17 protein-coding genes and 2 pseudogenes are annotated in these 18486 nt (G+C 60.9%); 16 read left to right on the top strand and 3 right to left on the bottom strand.

Features of this window, described 5'->3' with window-relative positions; all coding sequences use genetic code 11:
• Nucleotides 1–10 precede the first annotated feature (10 nt).
• Entirely contained in the window at nt 11–919 is a 909-nt protein-coding gene (locus tag HPQ64_RS18440) for an MBL fold metallo-hydrolase (protein WP_172890095.1), read from the bottom strand.
• A gap of 263 nt (nt 920–1182) precedes the next feature.
• Between HPQ64_RS18440 and HPQ64_RS18435 the strand changes: the two genes are divergently transcribed.
• From HPQ64_RS18435 to phoB, 16 genes and pseudogenes are all read left to right on the top strand, one after another.
• The gene (locus HPQ64_RS18435; protein ID WP_246270823.1) at nt 1183–2121 is read left to right on the top strand and encodes a metal ABC transporter solute-binding protein, Zn/Mn family; all 939 of its coding nucleotides are present in this window, start codon (nt 1183–1185) and stop codon (nt 2119–2121) included.
• On the top strand, nt 2121–2948 hold the full coding sequence (locus HPQ64_RS18430; RefSeq protein ID WP_172890093.1) for a metal ABC transporter ATP-binding protein: 828 nt from the start codon (nt 2121–2123) through the stop codon (nt 2946–2948). The genes HPQ64_RS18435 and HPQ64_RS18430 overlap by 1 nt, the downstream gene beginning before the upstream one ends.
• A gap of 9 nt (nt 2949–2957) precedes the next feature.
• A complete protein-coding gene (locus HPQ64_RS18425) occupies nt 2958–4193 on the top strand; it encodes a metal ABC transporter permease (protein WP_172890092.1) in 1236 nt (411 codons plus the stop codon).
• Nucleotides 4190–5125 carry a metal ABC transporter permease gene (locus HPQ64_RS18420; RefSeq protein WP_172890091.1) on the top strand — a complete coding sequence of 312 codons (936 nt, stop codon included), beginning with the start codon at nt 4190–4192 and terminating at the stop codon, nt 5123–5125. The genes HPQ64_RS18425 and HPQ64_RS18420 overlap by 4 nt, the downstream gene beginning before the upstream one ends.
• An 87-nt stretch (nt 5126–5212) precedes the next feature.
• Nucleotides 5213–5581 (top strand): hypothetical protein, encoded by a 369-nt coding sequence (locus HPQ64_RS18415; RefSeq protein ID WP_172890090.1) that lies wholly within the window; start codon nt 5213–5215, stop codon nt 5579–5581.
• A 148-nt stretch (nt 5582–5729) separates the two neighbouring features.
• The gene (locus tag HPQ64_RS18410) at nt 5730–6503 is read left to right on the top strand and encodes an enoyl-CoA hydratase-related protein (protein ID WP_172890089.1); all 774 of its coding nucleotides are present in this window, start codon (nt 5730–5732) and stop codon (nt 6501–6503) included.
• A 38-nt stretch (nt 6504–6541) separates the two neighbouring features.
• Complete coding sequence (locus tag HPQ64_RS18405; protein ID WP_172890088.1) at nt 6542–8038, top strand: 3-hydroxyacyl-CoA dehydrogenase; 1497 nt, start codon at nt 6542–6544, stop codon at nt 8036–8038.
• 181 nt (nt 8039–8219) lie between these two features.
• Complete coding sequence (locus HPQ64_RS18400; RefSeq protein WP_172890087.1) at nt 8220–8696, top strand: SRPBCC family protein; 477 nt, start codon at nt 8220–8222, stop codon at nt 8694–8696.
• A 250-nt stretch (nt 8697–8946) separates the two neighbouring features.
• The gene (locus tag HPQ64_RS18395; RefSeq protein WP_172890086.1) at nt 8947–10329 is read left to right on the top strand and encodes an ATP-binding protein; all 1383 of its coding nucleotides are present in this window, start codon (nt 8947–8949) and stop codon (nt 10327–10329) included.
• 135 nt (nt 10330–10464) lie between these two features.
• Nucleotides 10465–11484 (top strand): substrate-binding domain-containing protein, encoded by a 1020-nt coding sequence (locus HPQ64_RS18390; protein WP_172890085.1) that lies wholly within the window; start codon nt 10465–10467, stop codon nt 11482–11484.
• A 109-nt stretch (nt 11485–11593) separates the two neighbouring features.
• Complete coding sequence (gene pstC, locus HPQ64_RS18385) at nt 11594–12982, top strand: phosphate ABC transporter permease subunit PstC (protein WP_172890084.1); 1389 nt, start codon at nt 11594–11596, stop codon at nt 12980–12982.
• Nucleotides 12975–13454, top strand: a pseudogene (locus HPQ64_RS20755) (DUF3333 domain-containing protein); the annotation flags it as partial. The gene pstC and the pseudogene HPQ64_RS20755, both read left to right, overlap by 8 nt.
• 441 nt (nt 13455–13895) lie before the next feature.
• Nucleotides 13896–14795: pseudogene (gene pstA / locus HPQ64_RS20750) on the top strand (phosphate ABC transporter permease PstA); the annotation flags it as partial.
• Between the two features lie 75 nt (nt 14796–14870).
• A complete protein-coding gene (gene pstB, locus HPQ64_RS18375; RefSeq protein ID WP_246270822.1) occupies nt 14871–15659 on the top strand; it encodes a phosphate ABC transporter ATP-binding protein PstB in 789 nt (262 codons plus the stop codon).
• An 81-nt stretch (nt 15660–15740) separates the two neighbouring features.
• A complete protein-coding gene (gene phoU / locus HPQ64_RS18370) occupies nt 15741–16451 on the top strand; it encodes a phosphate signaling complex protein PhoU (protein ID WP_172890082.1) in 711 nt (236 codons plus the stop codon).
• A 69-nt stretch (nt 16452–16520) separates the two neighbouring features.
• Nucleotides 16521–17219 (top strand): phosphate regulon transcriptional regulator PhoB, encoded by a 699-nt coding sequence (gene phoB / locus HPQ64_RS18365; protein WP_172890081.1) that lies wholly within the window; start codon nt 16521–16523, stop codon nt 17217–17219.
• A gap of 113 nt (nt 17220–17332) precedes the next feature.
• Here the strand turns inward: phoB and HPQ64_RS18360 are convergent, their stop codons facing one another.
• Both HPQ64_RS18360 and HPQ64_RS18355 read right to left on the bottom strand, forming a co-directional pair.
• The gene (locus tag HPQ64_RS18360) at nt 17333–17653 is read right to left on the bottom strand and encodes a VOC family protein (protein WP_246270787.1); all 321 of its coding nucleotides are present in this window, start codon (nt 17651–17653) and stop codon (nt 17333–17335) included.
• Between the two features lie 55 nt (nt 17654–17708).
• Nucleotides 17709–18239: a GcrA family cell cycle regulator gene (locus tag HPQ64_RS18355; RefSeq protein ID WP_172890080.1), complete on the bottom strand. Its 531-nt coding sequence runs from the start codon at nt 18237–18239 to the stop codon at nt 17709–17711.
• Nucleotides 18240–18486: the final 247 nt, after the last annotated feature.

Raw genomic sequence — 18486 nt, 5'->3', positions numbered from 1 at the left:
CGGCCGGAGTTCAGGCGAGGCGGTATGCGGTGCCGAGGGTTACGGGACCATTTGCCATGACCTTTCCTTCCTCAACCAGCGCCTCCATCTGCGCCAGAACCGACAGGGCGGCGGCCTTATGCAGGCGTTTGTCCGTGGAAGCGTAGATTTTCTCGACCATCTCCGGAATGAAGCGGTCACCGGCGGCAAGCCGGCGCAGGATCGCCGCCGCGCGCTGGTGGCGATGTGCCTTCAGCCCGCGCAGGTATCTTTGCGGTTCGTTCACCGGACCGCCATGGCCGGGGAAGTAGATGCGGTTGTCACGCTTCATGAGCTTGTCGAGGGAAGCCATATAGGCGCGCATGGAGCCGTCGGGCGGGGCGATGATGGATGTCGACCAGGCCATGACGTGATCGGCGGAGAAGAGAATGTCCCCTTCATCGAGTGCGAAACAAAGGTGGTTGGCGGTATGACCGGGCGTTTCAAGGGCCGTTAGCTTTAGCCCGTCCACCATGATCGCGTCGCCCTCTTTCATCACTCGGTCCGGTGAATGCTCGGAGTCCGAACTCGCGTCCAGCGGGTTGATTTCGCCTTTGAGAAGGGGGCGAGCGGCGAGATGGGGCGCACAGCCGATGACAGGGGCGCCGGTCAATGCTTTCAGCATGCGCGCCGCGGGCGAATGGTCGCGGTGAGTATGTGAAACCAGGATGGCGGCAATGGGCGCGCGCCCGGCGGCTGCGAGAATGTTCGCGACATGGGTTTCATCTTCGGGGCCCGGATCGATGACGGCGATCTCGGAGCGGCCGACCAGATAGGTGTTCGTGCCATGAAAGGTGAACGGACTCGGGTTGCGCGCGGTGATGCGGCGCACCGCGTCGCTCAAGCCGACCGCCTCACCGTGCCGGGGGTCGAAGTGCCGCTCGTGGACCAGATCGCTCATGACAGCCTTTCGTTTGGTGGGCCCGTAAATCTTATAACCGGCGATCCGCGTAAATAACTTCATCGTGAATTGAACCATCAAGGTGGCGAAAGCAACCCGATTCGCTTGTTTCCGCAGCGTTTATGAGTGTGCGGGCATTTCAAAAGTTGCCATTGCTTTTGCGAACTATTTGCAATTACGATGACCGCAGTGTTTGATGGACGACCACGATTTCATGTGGAGGAATGTGGATGGTGTTGGTTCGACGGGCTTTTTTGACAGCGATGTTGGCGGTCGCCGGTGCGGCAATCCTTGCGGTTTCGCCGGTTAAGGCCGTGGAAAAGCTGAACATCGTCACAACGGTGGGTATGATCGGGGATGCCGTCCAGCGCATCGGCGGAGACCGTGTCGAGGTTACGAACCTGATCGGGGAGGGGGTCGATCCACACTCCTACTGGCAGACGCGATCCGACGTGGTGAAGATGGGCAGGGCCGACGCCATATTCGCAAACGGCCTTTACCTGGAGGCGCAGCTTGAGGAGCTTCTCCTGAAGCTGAAAGAACGCAAGCCCGTCATTTTCGCCGCCGAAGTGATCCCGGTCGAGGAAAGGCGCGCGAGCGAAACCTACGAGGACCGTTTCGACCCGCACGTGTGGATGAGCCCGAAACTCTGGCGCCAGGTGGTTGCCGGAATCCAGGCGTCGCTCGGCGAACTCGACCCCGACGGCAAGGCGACCTTCGAGAAAAATGCCAAGGTCTATCTGGCGGAGATGGATCGTCTCCATGCCTATGCCAGCGACGTCATAGCAAGCATACCCGAAGAACAGCGCATTCTGGTGACCGCGCATGACGCCTTCGGCTACCTCGGGCGCGACTACGGTATCGAGGTGCTCGGCGTGCAAGGCATCTCCACCCAAAGCGAAGCCGGACTGCAGCGAGTTGAGGAACTTGTGAACCTCATCGTCAGCCGCGACGTCGGGGCTGTGTTTGTGGAATCCTCGGTGTCCGAGCGCAATGTGAAGGCACTCGTCGAGGGCGCTGCGGCGCAAGGCCATGATGTTAAGATCGGCGGTGAACTCTTCTCCGACGCCATGGGCGCGCCCGGGACCTACGAAGGAACCTATATCGGAATGATCGATCACAACGTGACACGCATTGCGCTGGCGCTTGGCGGCGACGCGCCCGAACGCGGCATGGATGCCAAGCTGGGGGCGGGGCTGTGATGGATCAGGCGGCAAATACCGGCGGAAGGGGCCTGAAAGAAGCCGGTCAGAGCGCAACGCTCGACCCGAAGAGCCCTTTTTCCGTATCGGGCCTGACGGTTGCCTACGACCGCAAGCCCGTGCTCTGGAACGCGAGCTTTACGGCCCCTGAAGGCGAACTGACGGCGATTGTCGGGCCCAACGGTGCGGGAAAATCCACGTTCCTCAAAGGCTCCCTCGGTCTCATTCCGAAGCTTTCTGGCGAGGTTGGCGTCTTCGGGCGGCCGATCGACGAGGCGCGCCGCGATATCGCCTATGTGCCGCAACGCTCATCCGTCGACTGGGATTTTCCCGCAACCGCGCTCGACGTCGTGACGATGGGGCTTTACCGGCGGATTGGCTGGCTGCGCTGGCCAGGACGGCGCGACAAAGAGCGGGCGCACGAAATGCTGGCGCTTGTCGGCATGGAGGCCTTCGCCGACCGACAGATAGGGCAGCTTTCCGGAGGCCAGCAGCAACGGGTGTTCCTGGCCCGCGCGCTTGCGCAGGATGCCAGGGTCTACCTGATGGATGAGCCCTTTGCCGGAGTTGACGCCGCGACGGAGCGGGCGATTGTCGACGTGCTCAAGAAGCTTCTTTCAGAGGGCAAGACAGTGCTTGTCGTCCATCATGATCTGGAAACGGTGCCTGTCTATTTCTCGCACGTCCTGTTCCTGAACGGCGGCACTGTCGCCGCCGGCCCGGTTGCAGATGCCTTTACGGCGGAAAACCTGCAGAAGACATATGGCGGGCGCCTGGCGGCGACGCAGCTCGCCGCGCTCGACGAAGCTGCCGCCATGAAGGGCTGATGCCAGGATATGACGTTCCTCGAAAGTTTTCTGAACGCATTGATGCTTTCCGCCGGCTACAATACGGCGGTCGTCGCCATCGGCTCCGCCCTCCTTGGTGCCGGGAGCGGGGCCGTTGGCGCCTTCGTCCTCCTGCGCAAGCGCTCCCTCGTCTCCGACGCCATGAGTCATGCAACGCTGCCGGGCGTCGTTCTCGGCTTTCTTACGGGAGTCTGGCTTTTCGGGGATGGACGTTCGCTGCCGCTTCTGCTTGCTGGCGCGGCACTTACCGCCGGCATCGGCATGATCTGCGTAGACTGGATCAAGGCCAACACACGCCTGACCGAAGATACGGCGATTGGCACGGTTCTTTCCACTTTTTTTGCGCTAGGCATGGTGCTTTTGACGGTGCTGCAGTCGCTTGCCATATCCGGTCAGGCAGGCCTCAGCGGGTTCCTGCTGGGCTCGACGTCAGGCATGCTTTCGTCCGAGGCGATGACGATCGCTGCCGCCGCCGGAATTGTCGCGTTGATCGTACTGGCGCTCTTCAAGGAATTCGCGCTTCTATGTTTCGACGAGGATTTTGCCGGCAGCACGGGCCTCGGCGTGCGCAGGCTGGATATCGCGCTGCTTACGCTGCTTCTCGCCGTCGTGGTGATCGGGCTGAAGACCGTCGGGCTCGTGCTGGTGATCGCGCTCACCATCATCCCACCGGTCGCGGCCCGCTTCTGGACCGAGCGCGTGTCGCGCTTCGTGCCGATTTCGGCGGCGATCGGCGCGACCGGCAGCTACGTTGGCGCGTGTCTTTCCGCAAGCGCGCCGGACTTGCCCACGGGTGCGCTGATCGTTCTTATTCTCTTTGCGCTATTCGCCGTCTCCATGCTGGTCTCTCCTGTGCGCGGGCTTATGTCGTCCCTGCTGCGTCACCGCCGCTTTCAGAAGATCGTGCATCTGCGCCAGGGGCTTCTTGCGGTTGCCCATGACGAGCCCATCCTGGAGCCGATCACGCGCAAGCTCCTGATCAAGCAAAGATACCTGACGGGAGATCTGCGTCCCACAGAAGCCGGCTGGTCCGCCGCGCGCCGCATAGACCGGGACCAGGCGCTCTGGAATCTTTGGCGCGAGGAATATCCGGACGAGGCGCATGCACTTGCCGACTGGTCCCTCAAGCCTATCGATGAGGTACTTTCGCCCGACATGGTGGCCGATCTCGAAACGCGGCTTGCACCGCATGACGCGGCAAATGCCGCGGGAGGTGCCGCATGAGCGCCGAAATTTTCCTGCAGTTCGATTTTCCCTCGATCCTGCTCGGCAGTCTTGCGGCACTTTGCTGCGGCCTTCTCGGCAATTTCCTGGTGCTCAGGCGGCAAAGCCTGATGGGAGATGCCATCAGCCACGTCGTGCTTCCCGGAATCGTTCTCGGCTTTCTCATCACGGGCACGCTCGATTCCCTGCCGATGATGCTGGGGGCGGGCTTCGCGGCTCTGGTCTCCGTCGGTCTGATCGAACTTGTGCGGCGGCTCGGCAAGGTGGAACCGGGAGCGGCGATGGGCGTCGTCTTTACGTCCATGTTCGCAGCCGGCGTCCTGCTTTTGGAGCAGACGGGAGCGTCCGGCGTTCATATCGACGTGGAGCACGCGCTTTACGGCAACCTTGAAAGCGCGATCTGGCTGGAGGCGGCGGCTTGGGGCGACCTGCTGCGGCCTGAAATCCTGGCCACGCTGCCTGTTTCGGTCTTGCGGCTCGTCGTCGTGAACATGGCGGTGATCGCATTCATTCTCGCGTTCTACAAGGAATTGAAGCTGGTCAGCTTCGATCCGCTTTTCGCCGATACGCTTGGCATATCCTCAAAGCTGGTAGGCACGCTGCTGATCGTGATGGTGGCGGTCGCGGCGGTTGCGGCCTTCGACGCGGTCGGGTCGATCCTGGTGATCGCGATGTTCATTTGCCCGGCGGCGACGGCGCGCCTTCTGACCGACAGACTGTCGACGCAGCTTGTACTTTCCGGCGTCGTCGCCTTTTCGAGCGGCATCATCGGCTATGTGTTCGCGGCATTCGGTCCGGTCTGGCTTGGCCATGACATGAGCGTGTCGGCGGCGGGCATGATCGCGGTGGTGGCAGGGCTTATACAGGTCGTGGCGATGGTTTTCGCCCCGCGCTACGGGGTGATCGCAAGGCGGCGCATGCAACGCGCCTGATCCCGCCGCGGCGACTGGACGGCACCCGGGAACTGTTCAATAGTACCGTGGCGTTATTTTCGAAGTCGGTGCCGGGAGGAGCTTGGCGTGTCGGACATCTGGGTGAACTATCGCGCGACAGTGAGCTATGACGGCAAGATCGAGACCATTCCCGTGCAAGCGATGAGCGAGCATGAAGTCGCCGATCATGCGAGGATCATGGCAGGCTTCGAATTCGGCTGGAACCCTGCCGATGTGAAAATCGTCTCCTTCGAGCCCGACCCGGAGGGCAGGCTGGAACACGGGCACATCCATATGTTCGAGGTCTCGGTGCGTCCCGAAGGCGGCGAGCCGCAGACCTTTCGCCTGAAGGCGCGCGACGCGGATTGCGCGGAAGGTCTTGCGGTCCTTCATTGCGCCGACAAGGCGGGCCTCGACCCGCGCGAAGTGGACGTTTTGAACGTCGTTCCGGTGTAATCGACATGTAAGCGCAGAAGGATTTCCGAGTATCATCCGCGTAAATGTTTTATATTTAAACTGTCGCAACTGAAACGAATTTCTTGACAGGAGGCGTAAGCCTCCTGCACTCCGTTGTCCGGTGAGCGACTATCTGGAGGAGCGGGCGATGACGGACTGTCTGATCGAGGAAAGGCCGGAACCGGGAGTTCTGCTCCTTAAGATCAACCGCCCCGAAGCGCGAAACGCGTTGAACACGGAAGTGCGGATCGCGCTTGCCGAGGCCTTGAGGCGTGCCGAGGCCGACCATGACGTCCGCGCCGTGGTGATCGCGGGCGATACCACGTCCTTTGCGGCTGGAGCCGACATCACGGTGGTTGCGGAAGAAACGCCCATGGGCATGCACCGGCTCGCGTTTCACAAGCTCTGGCAGGTGGTTGCGGATTTTCCGAAGCCGGTTCTTGCCGCGGTCAACGGATATGCACTCGGCGGCGGCTGCGAGCTGGCGCTTCACGCGGACATCATTATCGCGGGCGAGGGTGCGCAATTCGGCCTGCCCGAAGTGAAGCTCGGGATCATGCCCGGCGCGGGCGGCACACAGCGGCTCGTGCGGGCCGTCGGCAAATACCGCGCTTTCCGTCTTCTCATGACAGGCGATATTATCGACGCTGAAACCGCCGCGGACTGGGGGCTCGTTTCGGAGCTTGCCGCCGACGATGAAGTGCTCGAAACGGCGGTGAAAATGGCGGTGAAGATCGCACGCCTGCCGCCGATCGCGTTGGAGCATATCAAGGAAACAGTGCTTCTCGGTGCCGATCTGCCGCTTCAATCCGCGATCGCGCTGGAGCGAAAGTCCTATCACATGCTGTTCGACACGGCGGACCAGAAGGAAGGCATGTCCGCCTTCCTCGACAAGCGCAAGCCGCATTTCCGCGGCGAGTGACATTCGCTGCGGGGGGCTGGATTCCAGAGGATAAAATCATGAGCCTGACTATCGGCATCGTCGGAACCGGGACGATGGGGCGCGGCATTGCGCAGATTTTCGCCGCAAGCGGAAACCGCATCCTGCTGCATGACGCGCGCGAGGGTGCGGCAGCCGAAGCGCGGGACTTCGTCGCCGGCATGCTTGCAAGGCTCGCCGAAAAGGGGCGTATGAGCGCGGAAGAGGCGAAAGCCGCCACAAACCGTATAGAGGTTGCAGGAAAGCTTGAGGCGCTTGCCCCTTGCGACCTCGTGATCGAGGCGATCGTCGAAAAGCTGGAGGCGAAACGGGAGCTTTTTTCAAAACTTGAAAAAATCCTGAGCGCGGATGCAATCCTGGCGACGAACACAAGCTCGCTTTCCGTAACCGCCATCGCAGCGGGATGCGAAAAGCCGGAACGGGTGGCCGGATACCACTTCTTCAATCCCGTGCCGTTGATGAAGGTTGTGGAGGTAATCCCCGGTGCGAGAACGAAGCCGGACGTGGCCGATACCCTGACCAAACTCGCATTTGAAGCGCGTCACGAGGCCGTGCGCGCGTCCGATACGCCGGGTTTTCTCGTCAATCACGCAGGACGCGGGTATGTGACCGAGGCGCTTCAGCTTTTACGCGAGCAGGTGGCGGAGCCTGCCGATATCGACCGCATCCTGAGGGACACGGCAGGGTTTCGCATGGGGCCCTTCGAGCTTCTGGATCTCACCGGGCTCGACGTCTCCGGCCCGGTGATGACACAGGTCTACAACCAGTTCTATCAGGAGCCGCGTTTCCGCCCTTCACCCTTGATCGACCAGCGGCTTTCCGCAGGTCTGCTTGGCCGCAAGACGGGCGAGGGCTTCTATGCCTATCAGGAAGGAAAGAAGGCGGAGCCTGAAGAGGCCAGTCGCGAAAACGTCGATCCGGGGGCGGTCTGGATCAGCAATGCGAGGCCCGAACGGGCCGCTCTCGTGCATGAAGCGCTGATGTCCGCCGGCGTTACGGTCGAAACGGGCGAGCGCCCGTCCGAAAATGCGGTGGTGGTTGTCACACCGATAGGAACAGATGCTTCGGCCGCCGCCATCGCAGAAGACCTGGACGCCAGGCGGGTGATCGCGGTCGACACGCTCTTTCCGCTCGACCGGCGGCGCACGCTCATGCGCACACCGGCGACGACGAGGAAAACAATCTCGCGCGCCGCCGCGGCATTTTCCACCGATGGAAGCCTCGTGACGATAATCGCGGATTCAACGGGCTTCGTGGCGCAACGTGTGATCGCGACAATCGTCAACATCGCCTGCGATATTGCACAGGCCGGCATCGCGACGCCTGCGGATATCGACAAGGCGGTAACGCTCGGCCTTGGTTATCCGCACGGCCCGCTTTCCTGGGGAGATGAATTAGGCGCCGATGTGGTTCTGGAGATCCTGGAAGGCATCGTGGCGCTTTCCGGCGACCCCCGCTACCGGCCCAGCCCCTGGCTGAGGAGGCGGGCGGACCTGCGCCTGTCGCTGCTTGAATGACCGCCGCCAACCCGTCGGCGCACGATACAATGTTGCTATCGACCTTCCTCCCGTCGCCGAAGCGATCGGTGTATTCTTTGCGGTGACAACTGTTGTGGCGGTGACGCCCGGGATGATAGCCCAAGGGAGACAGCCCCGCCCAAAGCCGCTGGCCGGAGGCCACGAAGAATAGGAATTTTCAATGTCCGCACCTGACAGCGCCTCTGTCTTCCAAGCGCGGCTTCCTTGCTCGCGCGAAGCGGCGTTCGATCTTTTCGTCGATGGTTTCGGCCGCTGGTGGCCGCGCGAATACACGTTTTCCGGCAATGACCTGCAGGAGATCGGCGTCGAGCCTTTCCTCGGCGGCGCATGCTATGAGCTTTCCAATTCCGGCCAACGTATTGTCTGGGGAACGGTTCTTTCGATTGAACGCCCGCTTTACATCCGCATTGCCTGGCAGATTGGTCCGGGCCGTGAACTTGTGGCCGATCCGGCCGCCGCGAGCCGTGTGATGGTCGCTTTCCGTTCTGCGAATGACGCAACGCTTGTGGAACTCTCCCATTCGGAGTTCCTGCGTCACGGCGTCGATGGAGAGAGCTATCGGGCGGCGATGTCTTCGCCCGAAGGCTGGCCCTATTGCCTCAAGGCGCTCAGCGATTGCGCGGCAGCGAAGTCATGAGAATTGCCTGTCGCCGCCGGCCAGAATGGCCCTAAGCGGTATAGCCGGCGATGGTGCGTTCTTCTTGCGCGTGACGGCAATTCGGTGTGTATGGCGCCCATAAACGAAGGTAAACTGCCGCTCCTTGCGTCTTGGGAACGTCACAAGCCCCATGCTATGTGGATTTGTCACATTGCTGCAAGGGATTGCGGACCGTACGCGGCCCGCTCCCTAAAGGTGCAATCTCCAGAGGGCGGCCGGCCGCCAACCGATGAACGAAAATGCAGTGAAACAGGAAACCCGCGAGACTACGGCAAGTAGAAGCTCCAGCCTGAAATTCGGCAAAAGCATCCGGCAGAAGTTCGCCCGGGTGCGGTGGATCCTTCTCAGTGCCGCGGCATTGTGTATTGCCGCGGTGGCGACTTACGACATCCCGGCATGGGTTGGTGTCGCGGGTTTCTGTGTCGTTCTTCTGGCAACGGGCTTGAGCGGCCGACGCAACCTGAGCCTTGCCAGGAGCGCCGCACGGGTTGCAGGCGCACCGAGCCACTGGCCCGACACTGGCATGAAAATGGTCGTCGATGCGCTGCCCGATCCGTGCTTCCTCGTCGACCGGCGCGGGATCACGCGTTATGCCAACCCGGCCGCGCGTGACCGCTTCGGTAAGGTGCGGCCGGGTGATCCTCTTTCTTTCAAGCTTCGCCCGCCCGCGCTTCTTGAAGCGCTCGACCGGGTAAGTTCCGGCGGCGGGTCGGAGCGCATCGAATGGAGCGAGAAGGTTCCAACCGAGCTTTGGATGGAGGCTCATATCGCGCCCGTCCAGGCTTTCGCGCCCGACAAGCCGCGCAATGGCTCCGGCTTCATTATCGTGACCGTGCGCGATCTGACGGAGCAGCGCCGGCTGGAACGAATGCGGGCCGACTTCGTCGCGAACGCCAGTCATGAACTCAGAACGCCGCTTGCCTCGCTCACCGGCTTCATCGAAACCTTGCTGGGGCCGGCACGGGAAGACCCGCAGGCGCGTGAAAGGTTTCTTTCCATCATGCTGGAGCAGGCAGGCAGGATGAAGCGCCTGATCGACGATCTGCTTTCGCTGTCGCGTATCGAACTCAAGGCACATGTCCAACCGGACACTCTTGTCGATCTGAGGGATGTCATCGAACACAATGCGGAGTCGCTGAAACCTCTTGCGGATGAACTTGGGGTTGAACTTGCCCTTGATCTGCCCCCCGGCGAAATCCTGGTGCGCGGCGACAAGGATGAACTGACGGAAGTCTTTGAAAACCTGACTGAAAATGCGCTCAAATACGGTGCGTCCGGCAAACGCCTGGACATAGCGGCAAGGGCTGATGCCGAAATGCGTGGCACCGAATGGTGGGCGATATCGATTCGCGATTACGGACCCGGCATCGAGGCGGAGCATCTTCCCCGGCTGACGGAGCGCTTCTACCGGGTTGACGTGGCGACAAGCCGGGAAATGAAGGGAACGGGCCTGGGGCTTGCGATCGTCAAGCACATTCTCACGCGACATCGCGCAAGGCTGGAAATCGAAAGCACTGGCGGGCAAGGCGCCTGTTTCACGGTCAAAATAAGCAAGGCCGATCGTTACAAGGCTGACGCGGAGACCGAAAAGCCTCATCAAATCAATAGCTAATATCGTCATAAAACTGAGATTGAATCGTCATAGAAGTCACATCCGAGGCCGCTACGGTCCGCTCGGTTTCGCAAGGGAACTTGCCTGCGAAGCGCAAACGTTAAGAAATCCTGAACACTCGAAGGGAGAGGCCAGGTGAAAATCAAGACTTTTGCGAGTGCGGTAGCGCTTGCGACCGCAAGCACCATCGTTGCCGGGGCCGCCGAAGCGCGCGATCAGATCCAGATCGTCGGTTCCTCCACTGTCTTTCCGTTCGCGACCGCGGTTGCGGAGCAGTTCGGCCAGAAGACGACCTACAAGACGCCGGTTGTTGAATCCACGGGCTCCGGCGGTGGCATCAAGCTGTTCTGCGAAGGTGTCGGCGAGGGTACGCCGGACATCACCAACGCTTCGCGCCGCATGAAGAAGTCAGAGCTGGAGACCTGCCAGGCCAACGGCGTGACACCGATCGAGGTTACCGTCGGCTTCGACGGCATCGTGCTTGCCGACGCAAAGTCGGGCGCCGACCTCGACGTCTCGCGCGAGCAGATATTCCTTGCCCTTGCCAAGGAAGTTCCGGTCGACGGCAAGCTCGTTGCCAATCCTTATCAGAACTGGTCGGACATCGACGCTTCGCTGCCGACGGAGAAGATCGAGGTTCTGGGGCCCCCACCGACTTCCGGTACGCGTGACGCGTTTGAAGAACTCGTCATGGAGTATGGCTGCGAGCAGGTTCCAGGTGGTGCCGATGCCGGGCTTGAGGGTAACAAGTGCACGGCTATCCGTGAGGACGGCGCCTATATCGAAGCTGGCGAAAACGACAACCTGATCGTCCAGAAGCTGGAAGCGAACCCGAAGGCATTCGGTATCTTCGGCTTCTCGTTCCTCGATCAGAATGCCGACAAGATCAAGGGTGCAAAGATCAACGGCATTTCGCCGACGTTCGAGGCGATCGCCGACGGTGAGTATCCGGTTTCCCGCTCGCTCTTCTTCTACGTCAAGAAAGAGCATGTCGGCGTGATCCCGGGCATCGAGGAATATGTTGCCGAGTTTACCGACGAAGGCACCTGGGGCGACGAAGGCTACCTGACCGACAAAGGCCTGATCCCGCTGCCGGAGGACAAACGTGAAGAGGTTGGCGAGACGGCCAGAAACCTGACGCCGCTCAGCCTCTAAGACACGATCTGCGCAGCCGGCCGCACGAAGCTGCGGCCGGTCGCGGCACTTTACGGGCCGCCCTCGATGCCGCCCTGAAGCAATTTCCCCCAACCCATCGGGACGTGTCATGTTCTGGACAATTTTGCTGATCCTCGCCGGGCTCGCCGTCATGGCATATTTCGCCGGCCGTTCGCGGTCGGGCCAGATTGTCGATGGGGATTATTCGAAACTGCATTCCAGACCATCGTTTCACGGCGGTTTTCTTGTGATCGTCACTGTTCTTCCGGCGTCCTTCGTGCTGGTCGTTTGGTCGATTGCCGCTCCGAGGTTGATCGACAGTGCGGTGATTTCGCAAAGCGCTTCGGTAGTTTCCGGTCTCGGCAAGCCAGAACTCGACGTGTTTCTACGCGACGCCCGCGCCATCGCATTCGGCGGCATCGTCGGCTTTACCGATGATGCAAAGGAGCAGGCTGCGGAACTTTTCAAGACGTATCGCAGCTATAGCGAGGTCGGTATGACCGTCGTCATGGCGGCGCTGGTCGCGCTCGGCTTCATCTACGGGTTCAGGAAGATCGCGCCGCGTATGCGCGCTCGCCACGTGGTCGAGCGCACGACGATGGTGTTTCTCGCCGCTTGCTCTGCGGTCGCCATCTTCACGACGATCGGCATCGTCCTGTCGCTGATCTTCGAATCGCTCCTGTTCTTCCGTCAGGTTCCAGTCTTCGATTTCATTTTCGGCACCCACTGGAGCCCGCAGAGCGCGTTCGAGGGTGCGGGCGCGGAAGCGGGCGATGTAAACTCCGAGATATTCGGCGCGATCCCGCTTCTCGTCGGCACCATGCTGATCACTATGATCGCCATCCTGGTGGCCGCACCCATCGGGCTTCTTTCGGCGATCTATCTTTCCGACTACGCCTCGCGGCCGGTCCGGGCGGTGGCGAAGCCCGTCCTCGAAATTCTGGCCGGCATCCCGACGGTGGTCTACGGCTTCTTCGCCGCCCTGACTGTAGCGCCAGCCTTCAGAGGTTTTGGCGAAAGCCTGGGCTTGTCGGTTTCCTCGGAATCGGCCTTGGCCGCTGGTGTGGTCATGGGCATCATGATCATACCCTTCGTCTCCTCGCTATCGGACGACGTGATCAACGCCGTACCGCAGTCGCTGCGCGACGGGTCTGCTGGGCTTGGCGCCACAAAATCCGAAACGATCCGCAAAGTCGTGCTTCCGGCGGCACTTCCCGGCATTGTCTCGGCGTTGATCCTGGCGATCTCGCGGGCGATCGGCGAAACGATGATCGTCGTCATGGCAGCGGGTCTCGCCGCGAACCTGACTGTCAATCCGCTGGAGGCGGTTACGACGGTCACTGTTCAGATCGTCACTCTTCTCATCGGTGACCAGGAGTTCGACAGCGCCAAGACCCTGGCAGCCTTCGCGCTCGGCCTGCTGCTCTTCTGCATAACGCTTCTGCTCAACATCATCGCGCTGCGCGTGGTTCAGAAATACAGGGAACAGTATGACTGAAATCGCACACAAGGCGACCGCTTCTTCGGCGGGAGACCTTCACACCAGCGCAGAAGCGAAGAAGCGCCTCGCAAAGCGCTACAGCGCCGAAGCCCGCTTCAAGGCCTATGGAATCGGTGCCGTAAGCCTTGCGGCCTTCTTCCTTATACTGTTGCTTTCAACAATCGTCTCAAAGGGCTTCCCGGCATTCACGTTCAACTACGTGACCTTGCCGATTGATCTCTCCGTCGAAAATGTCGACCCTTCCGATCCGCAGGCTGCCGACTACAACGCGATTATCCGCGACGCGCTGAAGGCCGAGCTTCCCTTCGCCTCGGACCGTCGGAACCGACGGGTGCTTTATTCGCTTGTCTCCAGTGGCGCAAACATCGTGCTGAGAAACGAGGTCCTCGACGATGTCTCGATGCTCGGCACCGAACAGCCACGGCCAATCCCGCTATCCGACTTCGCCGACCTTTATGTGAAAGGCATGATCACCACCTCTTCAGTTGGGGCCGGGCAGGGGATCGCAAGCCCCGTGGGCACTGAAGGCACGGTGCGGATTCTCTCCACCTCCGATGATTTTCGCGACATCTTGGCCGAAGTGAAGGCCGGCCTTGGTAAAGAGGCGCAGCGACTGCGAGGCGAGATCGAAGCCAAGCAGCGCAGCGTGCGCAGCCTCGAAGCTTCGATACCGGAGATAGAGCGCCGGGTTGCGGAAGCCGAAGGGCCTGCGAAGCGCCGACTGGAGACGCAGCTTGAGCGCGACAAGAGCACGCTTGCGTCTGTCCAGGATCAAATCGAAAGCCTGGACTCCCAGGCTGAAAGCCTGGAACAGCGGGCAACCGGCGATAACGGTTCCGAGCAGCTCACCGCCGATAATGCCTCCTATCTCGTCGAGATCAATGGCGGTGTCGTCAAGGTCGAAACGGTCGATGCGACCATGATCGAAGGCACCGCCTATATCCCGCTCCAGTCGGAAGTAGAAGCGGCGGCCGGCGACTGGCGTATCAAGCGTATCGACACGCCGGAGTCTTCGCGCAAGTTCTCCGACCAGGAAATCGCCTATACCGACTATCTGGCAGGCAGAGGCCTCGTCGAAAGCAAGCTCAATACGATCTTCTTCACCTCGGGCGCCAGCCGTGAGCCGGAAATGGCCGGAATATGGGGCGCGGTGGTCGGATCGTTCTATACGATGCTGGTCACGCTTGCCCTGTCGTTCCCCATCGGCGTGGCGGCTGCCATCTATCTTGAGGAATTCGCGCCGAAGAACCGGATCACGCATCTTATCGAGGTGAACATCAACAATCTCGCGGCCGTTCCGTCGATCGTCTTCGGCCTGCTGGGTCTTGCGGTGTTCCTGAATATATTCGGCTTACCGCGATCCGCGCCGCTGGTCGGCGGCATGGTGCTTGCGCTGATGACGCTGCCGACTATCATCATCGCCGCGCGCGCAGCCCTGAAGGCCGTACCACCATCGATCCGCGAGGCGGCACTTGGCATCGGCGCATCGAAAATCCAGACCGTATTCCACCACGTGCTGCCGCTTGCGATGCCGGGCATCTTCACCGGCACGATCATCGGCATGGCGCAGGCCCTGGGTGAAACCGCGCCGCTTCTGATGATCGGCATGGTGGCCTTCATCGTGGATATTCCGGGTGGCCCGCTCGACCCTTCGACCGTTCTGCCTGTCCAGATCTATATGTGGGCCGATTTTCCCGAGCCCGCGTTCCAGCAGAAGACCTCTGCAGCGATCATGGTGCTGCTGGCTTTCCTGATCCTGATGAATGCGATCGCGATTATCCTGCGCAAACGCTTCGAGCGGCGTTGGTGAATTTTAAGAGGTGACGACATGTCCATGGATGCAACCATGAACCCGATGGCCGCCGCCGCAGCGGAGATTGCCGATATGGGAGCAAGTGCCGTCACCGCCGACGGCGATCCGATCAAGATGCGCGGCGAAAAGGTCTGCGTTCACTACGGAGACAAGCAGGCGCTGTTCGACGTCGACCTCGACATTCGCAAGCGTCAGGTCACGGCGCTGATCGGCCCTTCGGGCTGCGGAAAGTCAACGTTTTTGCGTTGCCTGAACCGCATGAACGATACGATCGACATCTGCCGCGTGGCTGGCGATATCACCCTTGACGGGATGAACATCTACGATCCGTCGATCGACGTCGTGGAACTTCGCGCCCGCGTCGGAATGGTGTTCCAGAAGCCGAACCCGTTCCCGAAGTCGATTTACGAGAACGTCGCCTACGGTCCGCGTATACACGGGCTTGCGCGCTCCAAGCCGGAGCTCGACGATATCGTCGCCGCAAGCCTTCAAAAGGCAGGCCTGTACGAAGAGGTGAAGGATCGCCTTGATGCGCCGGGTACCGGCCTTTCCGGCGGCCAGCAGCAGCGCCTTTGCATTGCGCGCGCGATAGCGGTGAGCCCCGAAGTGATCCTGATGGACGAGCCGTGCTCGGCACTCGATCCGATTGCAACGGCGAAGGTCGAGGAACTGATCGACGAGTTGCGTGAAAACTACACGATCGTCATCGTGACGCACTCCATGCAGCAGGCAGCCCGCGTTTCCCAGCGCACGGCGTTCTTCCACCTTGGCGTTCTGGTGGAGGAAGGACCGACGCAGGATATGTTCACCAATCCAAGGGACAGACGCACGCAGGACTATATCACCGGCCGCTTCGGATAGTCGCTATCGCCGCAGCAGCGCGACAGCCGCGAACGATTGGCGCCGACCAGAGAAATCTCGCTCTTTTGGAGGGAGCAAACCATGCCACAACACACGGTCACATCTTACGACGACGAGCTGAAAAGCCTGGCCAGCCGGGTTGCCGAGATGGGCGGGCTCGCCGAAACCATGGTGAATGACGCGGTGAGCGCGCTTGTGCGCAAGGACAGCGAACAGGCGCAGAGGATCGTGCAGACCGACAAGCGGCTCGATCAGCTTCAGCATGAGCTCGAGGAGGCGGCCGTTTTGACGATCGCGCGTCGCCAGCCGATGGCGCAGGACCTGCGTGACATTGTTGCCGCCATGCGCATCTCAAGCGATCTGGAACGCGTTGGCGATCTTGCCAAGAATATCGCCAAGCGCGTGGTCGCCATCGATGACAGCTTCAATTCCAAGCGCTTCGCTCTCGGCGTGGAGCATATGGCCGAACTTGCGCAACAGCAGCTCAAGGCCGTGCTTGACGCATATGCCGAACGCGACGCAGAAGCGGCCGACGCGGTGCGTGAACGTGACGATGAGATCGACGCGATCTACACATCGATCTTTCGCGAGTTGCTGACATACATGATGGAAGACCCGCGCCAGATTTCGATCTGCGCTCATCTTCTGTTCTGCGCAAAGAACATAGAGCGCATCGGGGATCATGCGACGAATATCGCGGAGAATGTCACTTATATGGTGACTGGCTCGCAGCCGCAGGATGAGCGCCCGAAGGTCGACGAAACAGGTTTCGTCGACAGCGAGAAGACCTGAGATAGCGAGTAGCCTTTTGGGAATGCGCCGGGATACCGGTCCTCGCCTTTTTGAACAGAGAGGGGTGGAATGCCGAAGGTTCTAGTTGTCGAGGACGAGGAGCCGCTAAGCCTTCTTCTGCGATACAATCTTGAAGCCGAGGGGTATTCGGTCGAGGTTTGCGCACGTGGCGATGACGCCGAATTACGGCTGCGCGAGGATCAGCCGGACCTTCTGCTTCTGGATTGGATGCTTCCGGGGATTTCCGGCATAGAGCTTTGCCGGCGCCTGCGCGCCCGTTCCGAGACGGAGCGCCTTCCGGTGATCATGCTCACGGCGCGTGGCGAGGAATCGGAGCGCATTCGCGGCCTCGCCACAGGTGCGGATGATTACGTGGTAAAACCCTTTTCCGTGCCCGAGCTCATGGCACGCGTGCGCGCGATCCTTCGCCGAGCAAAGCCCGAGGTCGTTTCCACCATCCTTCGCTCCGGCGATATCGAGCTCGATCGGGAAACCCATCGCGTCCGCCGCAAAGGACGGGAAATCCATCTTGGGCCGACCGAGTTTCGTCTCCTGGAATTCCTGATGACGTCGCCGGGCCGCGTTTTCTCGCGCGAGCAACTGCTCGACGGTGTCTGGGGGCATGACGTCTATGTGGATGAGCGCACGGTGGACGTTCATGTCGGCCGCCTCAGGAAGTCGATCAACCGTGGCCGCACGAAGGATCCGATCCGCACCGTGCGTGGAGCGGGCTATGCCTTCAACGATCAGTTTGCGGCGGAGGATTAACCAGCGGCGAGCGCAGGCCGTTCACCCAGGTCTTCTGCAAGCCGAAGAAGATAGCCATCGGGATCTTGAACGAGGAACTGCCTTTGCCCGGCCTCGACTTCGCCCACCCGATACTATTTTACTTCCGGCGCCATGAAGAGAGGCCATGCGGCTTCCGACAGTTTTTGGATGATCGGCTCCAGAGTGCGAACCTCGATCTGCAAATTGATGCCCCGACCCAGCGGCGGAACCAGTTCGGTCGGCACCCATTGGCGCACATTTTCCTGCCTTTCTTCGAGCAGGAGGCGTGCTCCATCAAGGTTTATGCAGGCAAACCGCTCTTCCGGACGTTCATAGATCACCTTGAAACCGATCAAGCCGCGCCAGAAGGAGAGGCTTGACTGGATATCCCTGACGAGCAATTCGGGGATAAGCTTCGGTTCACGTTCCTGCAAAAAAGCACTTCCCCGCCGACTGTCGCGGCTGATGTGAGGGGCCCGGTTGTAGAACCTAGCCCGCGGCCCTGCGCTTGCGGTCGGTCGCGGGCTGATAGGCCATCCTGCAGTGATAGGCGCAATAGGGCACGCTCGGATCCGACGGATTGCCGCAGAAATAAAAGTCCTCGGTGCTCGGGTCGCCGATTGGCCACTTGCAGGTCCGCTCGGTGAGCTGAAGGATCGTCGCCTTCTTCGCCATCGGCACCAGCTCGGCGACCGGCTGCTCCTTCGATACGGGCGCGGGTGCGGGAGTGGTTTCCATCTTCAACGCCGTCGCACCATGGGTGTGAGGCGCGCCGCCGCCACCGCGGCTGTAGGACGGCGCTGATCCGGCGCCTGTCCCGGATGCTGGCTTGGAAACGGTTCTGCGTGCCTTCTGTTGCGGGGCGGGAGCCTTCGCGCGGCCGGACAGTCCTAGGCGGTGCACCTTTCCGATCACGGCGTTACGCGTGACGCCGCCGAGCTCTCCGGCGATCTGGCTTGCACTCAGGCCGTCGCTCCAAAGCTTCTTGAGCAGATCGACGCGTTCGGTTGTCCAGGTCATTGTTGAGGCTCTCCGTCTCGCTTTGACCGCAACGTTCAGGCATGCTTCCAGCTCGGGCGCGCAAAGCACACCCCTGCATCTCCATTGCTGTGGAGAGGCTGTTTTTCGGCAGGCTGGTCAGCAAGCCATACGAGATATCGTATTTAACAATTGGTAATCTACAATATGAGGCATTTTGCCCGCAAGGCGAGCACAGCAATACCTTGGGGATGACTGCGGTTTTCCCCAGAAATGGCAAAATTGACGA

The organism is Hongsoonwoonella zoysiae, from assembly GCF_013266695.1.
GTDB classification, from domain to species: domain Bacteria; phylum Pseudomonadota; class Alphaproteobacteria; order Rhizobiales; family Stappiaceae; genus Hongsoonwoonella; species Hongsoonwoonella zoysiae.
This window is presented reverse-complemented; position numbering and strand designations above follow the sequence as displayed.

What these genes read in the sequence shown, in the direction of transcription:
- HPQ64_RS18440 (WP_172890095.1), bottom strand. Translation starts at nt 919, where the DNA reads ATGAGCGATCTGGTCCACGAGCGGCACTTCGACCCCCGGCACGGTGAG.
- HPQ64_RS18435 (WP_246270823.1), top strand. Translation starts at nt 1,183, where the DNA reads ATGTTGGCGGTCGCCGGTGCGGCAATCCTTGCGGTTTCGCCGGTTAAG.
- HPQ64_RS18430 (WP_172890093.1), top strand. Translation starts at nt 2,121, where the DNA reads ATGGATCAGGCGGCAAATACCGGCGGAAGGGGCCTGAAAGAAGCCGGT.
- HPQ64_RS18425 (WP_172890092.1), top strand. Translation starts at nt 2,958, where the DNA reads ATGACGTTCCTCGAAAGTTTTCTGAACGCATTGATGCTTTCCGCCGGC.
- HPQ64_RS18420 (WP_172890091.1), top strand. Translation starts at nt 4,190, where the DNA reads ATGAGCGCCGAAATTTTCCTGCAGTTCGATTTTCCCTCGATCCTGCTC.
- HPQ64_RS18410 (WP_172890089.1), top strand. Translation starts at nt 5,730, where the DNA reads ATGACGGACTGTCTGATCGAGGAAAGGCCGGAACCGGGAGTTCTGCTC.
- HPQ64_RS18405 (WP_172890088.1), top strand. Translation starts at nt 6,542, where the DNA reads ATGAGCCTGACTATCGGCATCGTCGGAACCGGGACGATGGGGCGCGGC.
- HPQ64_RS18400 (WP_172890087.1), top strand. Translation starts at nt 8,220, where the DNA reads ATGTCCGCACCTGACAGCGCCTCTGTCTTCCAAGCGCGGCTTCCTTGC.
- HPQ64_RS18395 (WP_172890086.1), top strand. Translation starts at nt 8,947, where the DNA reads ATGAACGAAAATGCAGTGAAACAGGAAACCCGCGAGACTACGGCAAGT.
- pstC (WP_172890084.1), top strand. Translation starts at nt 11,594, where the DNA reads ATGTTCTGGACAATTTTGCTGATCCTCGCCGGGCTCGCCGTCATGGCA.
- pstB (WP_246270822.1), top strand. Translation starts at nt 14,871, where the DNA reads ATGGGAGCAAGTGCCGTCACCGCCGACGGCGATCCGATCAAGATGCGC.
- phoU (WP_172890082.1), top strand. Translation starts at nt 15,741, where the DNA reads ATGCCACAACACACGGTCACATCTTACGACGACGAGCTGAAAAGCCTG.
- phoB (WP_172890081.1), top strand. Translation starts at nt 16,521, where the DNA reads ATGCCGAAGGTTCTAGTTGTCGAGGACGAGGAGCCGCTAAGCCTTCTT.
- HPQ64_RS18355 (WP_172890080.1), bottom strand. Translation starts at nt 18,239, where the DNA reads ATGACCTGGACAACCGAACGCGTCGATCTGCTCAAGAAGCTTTGGAGC.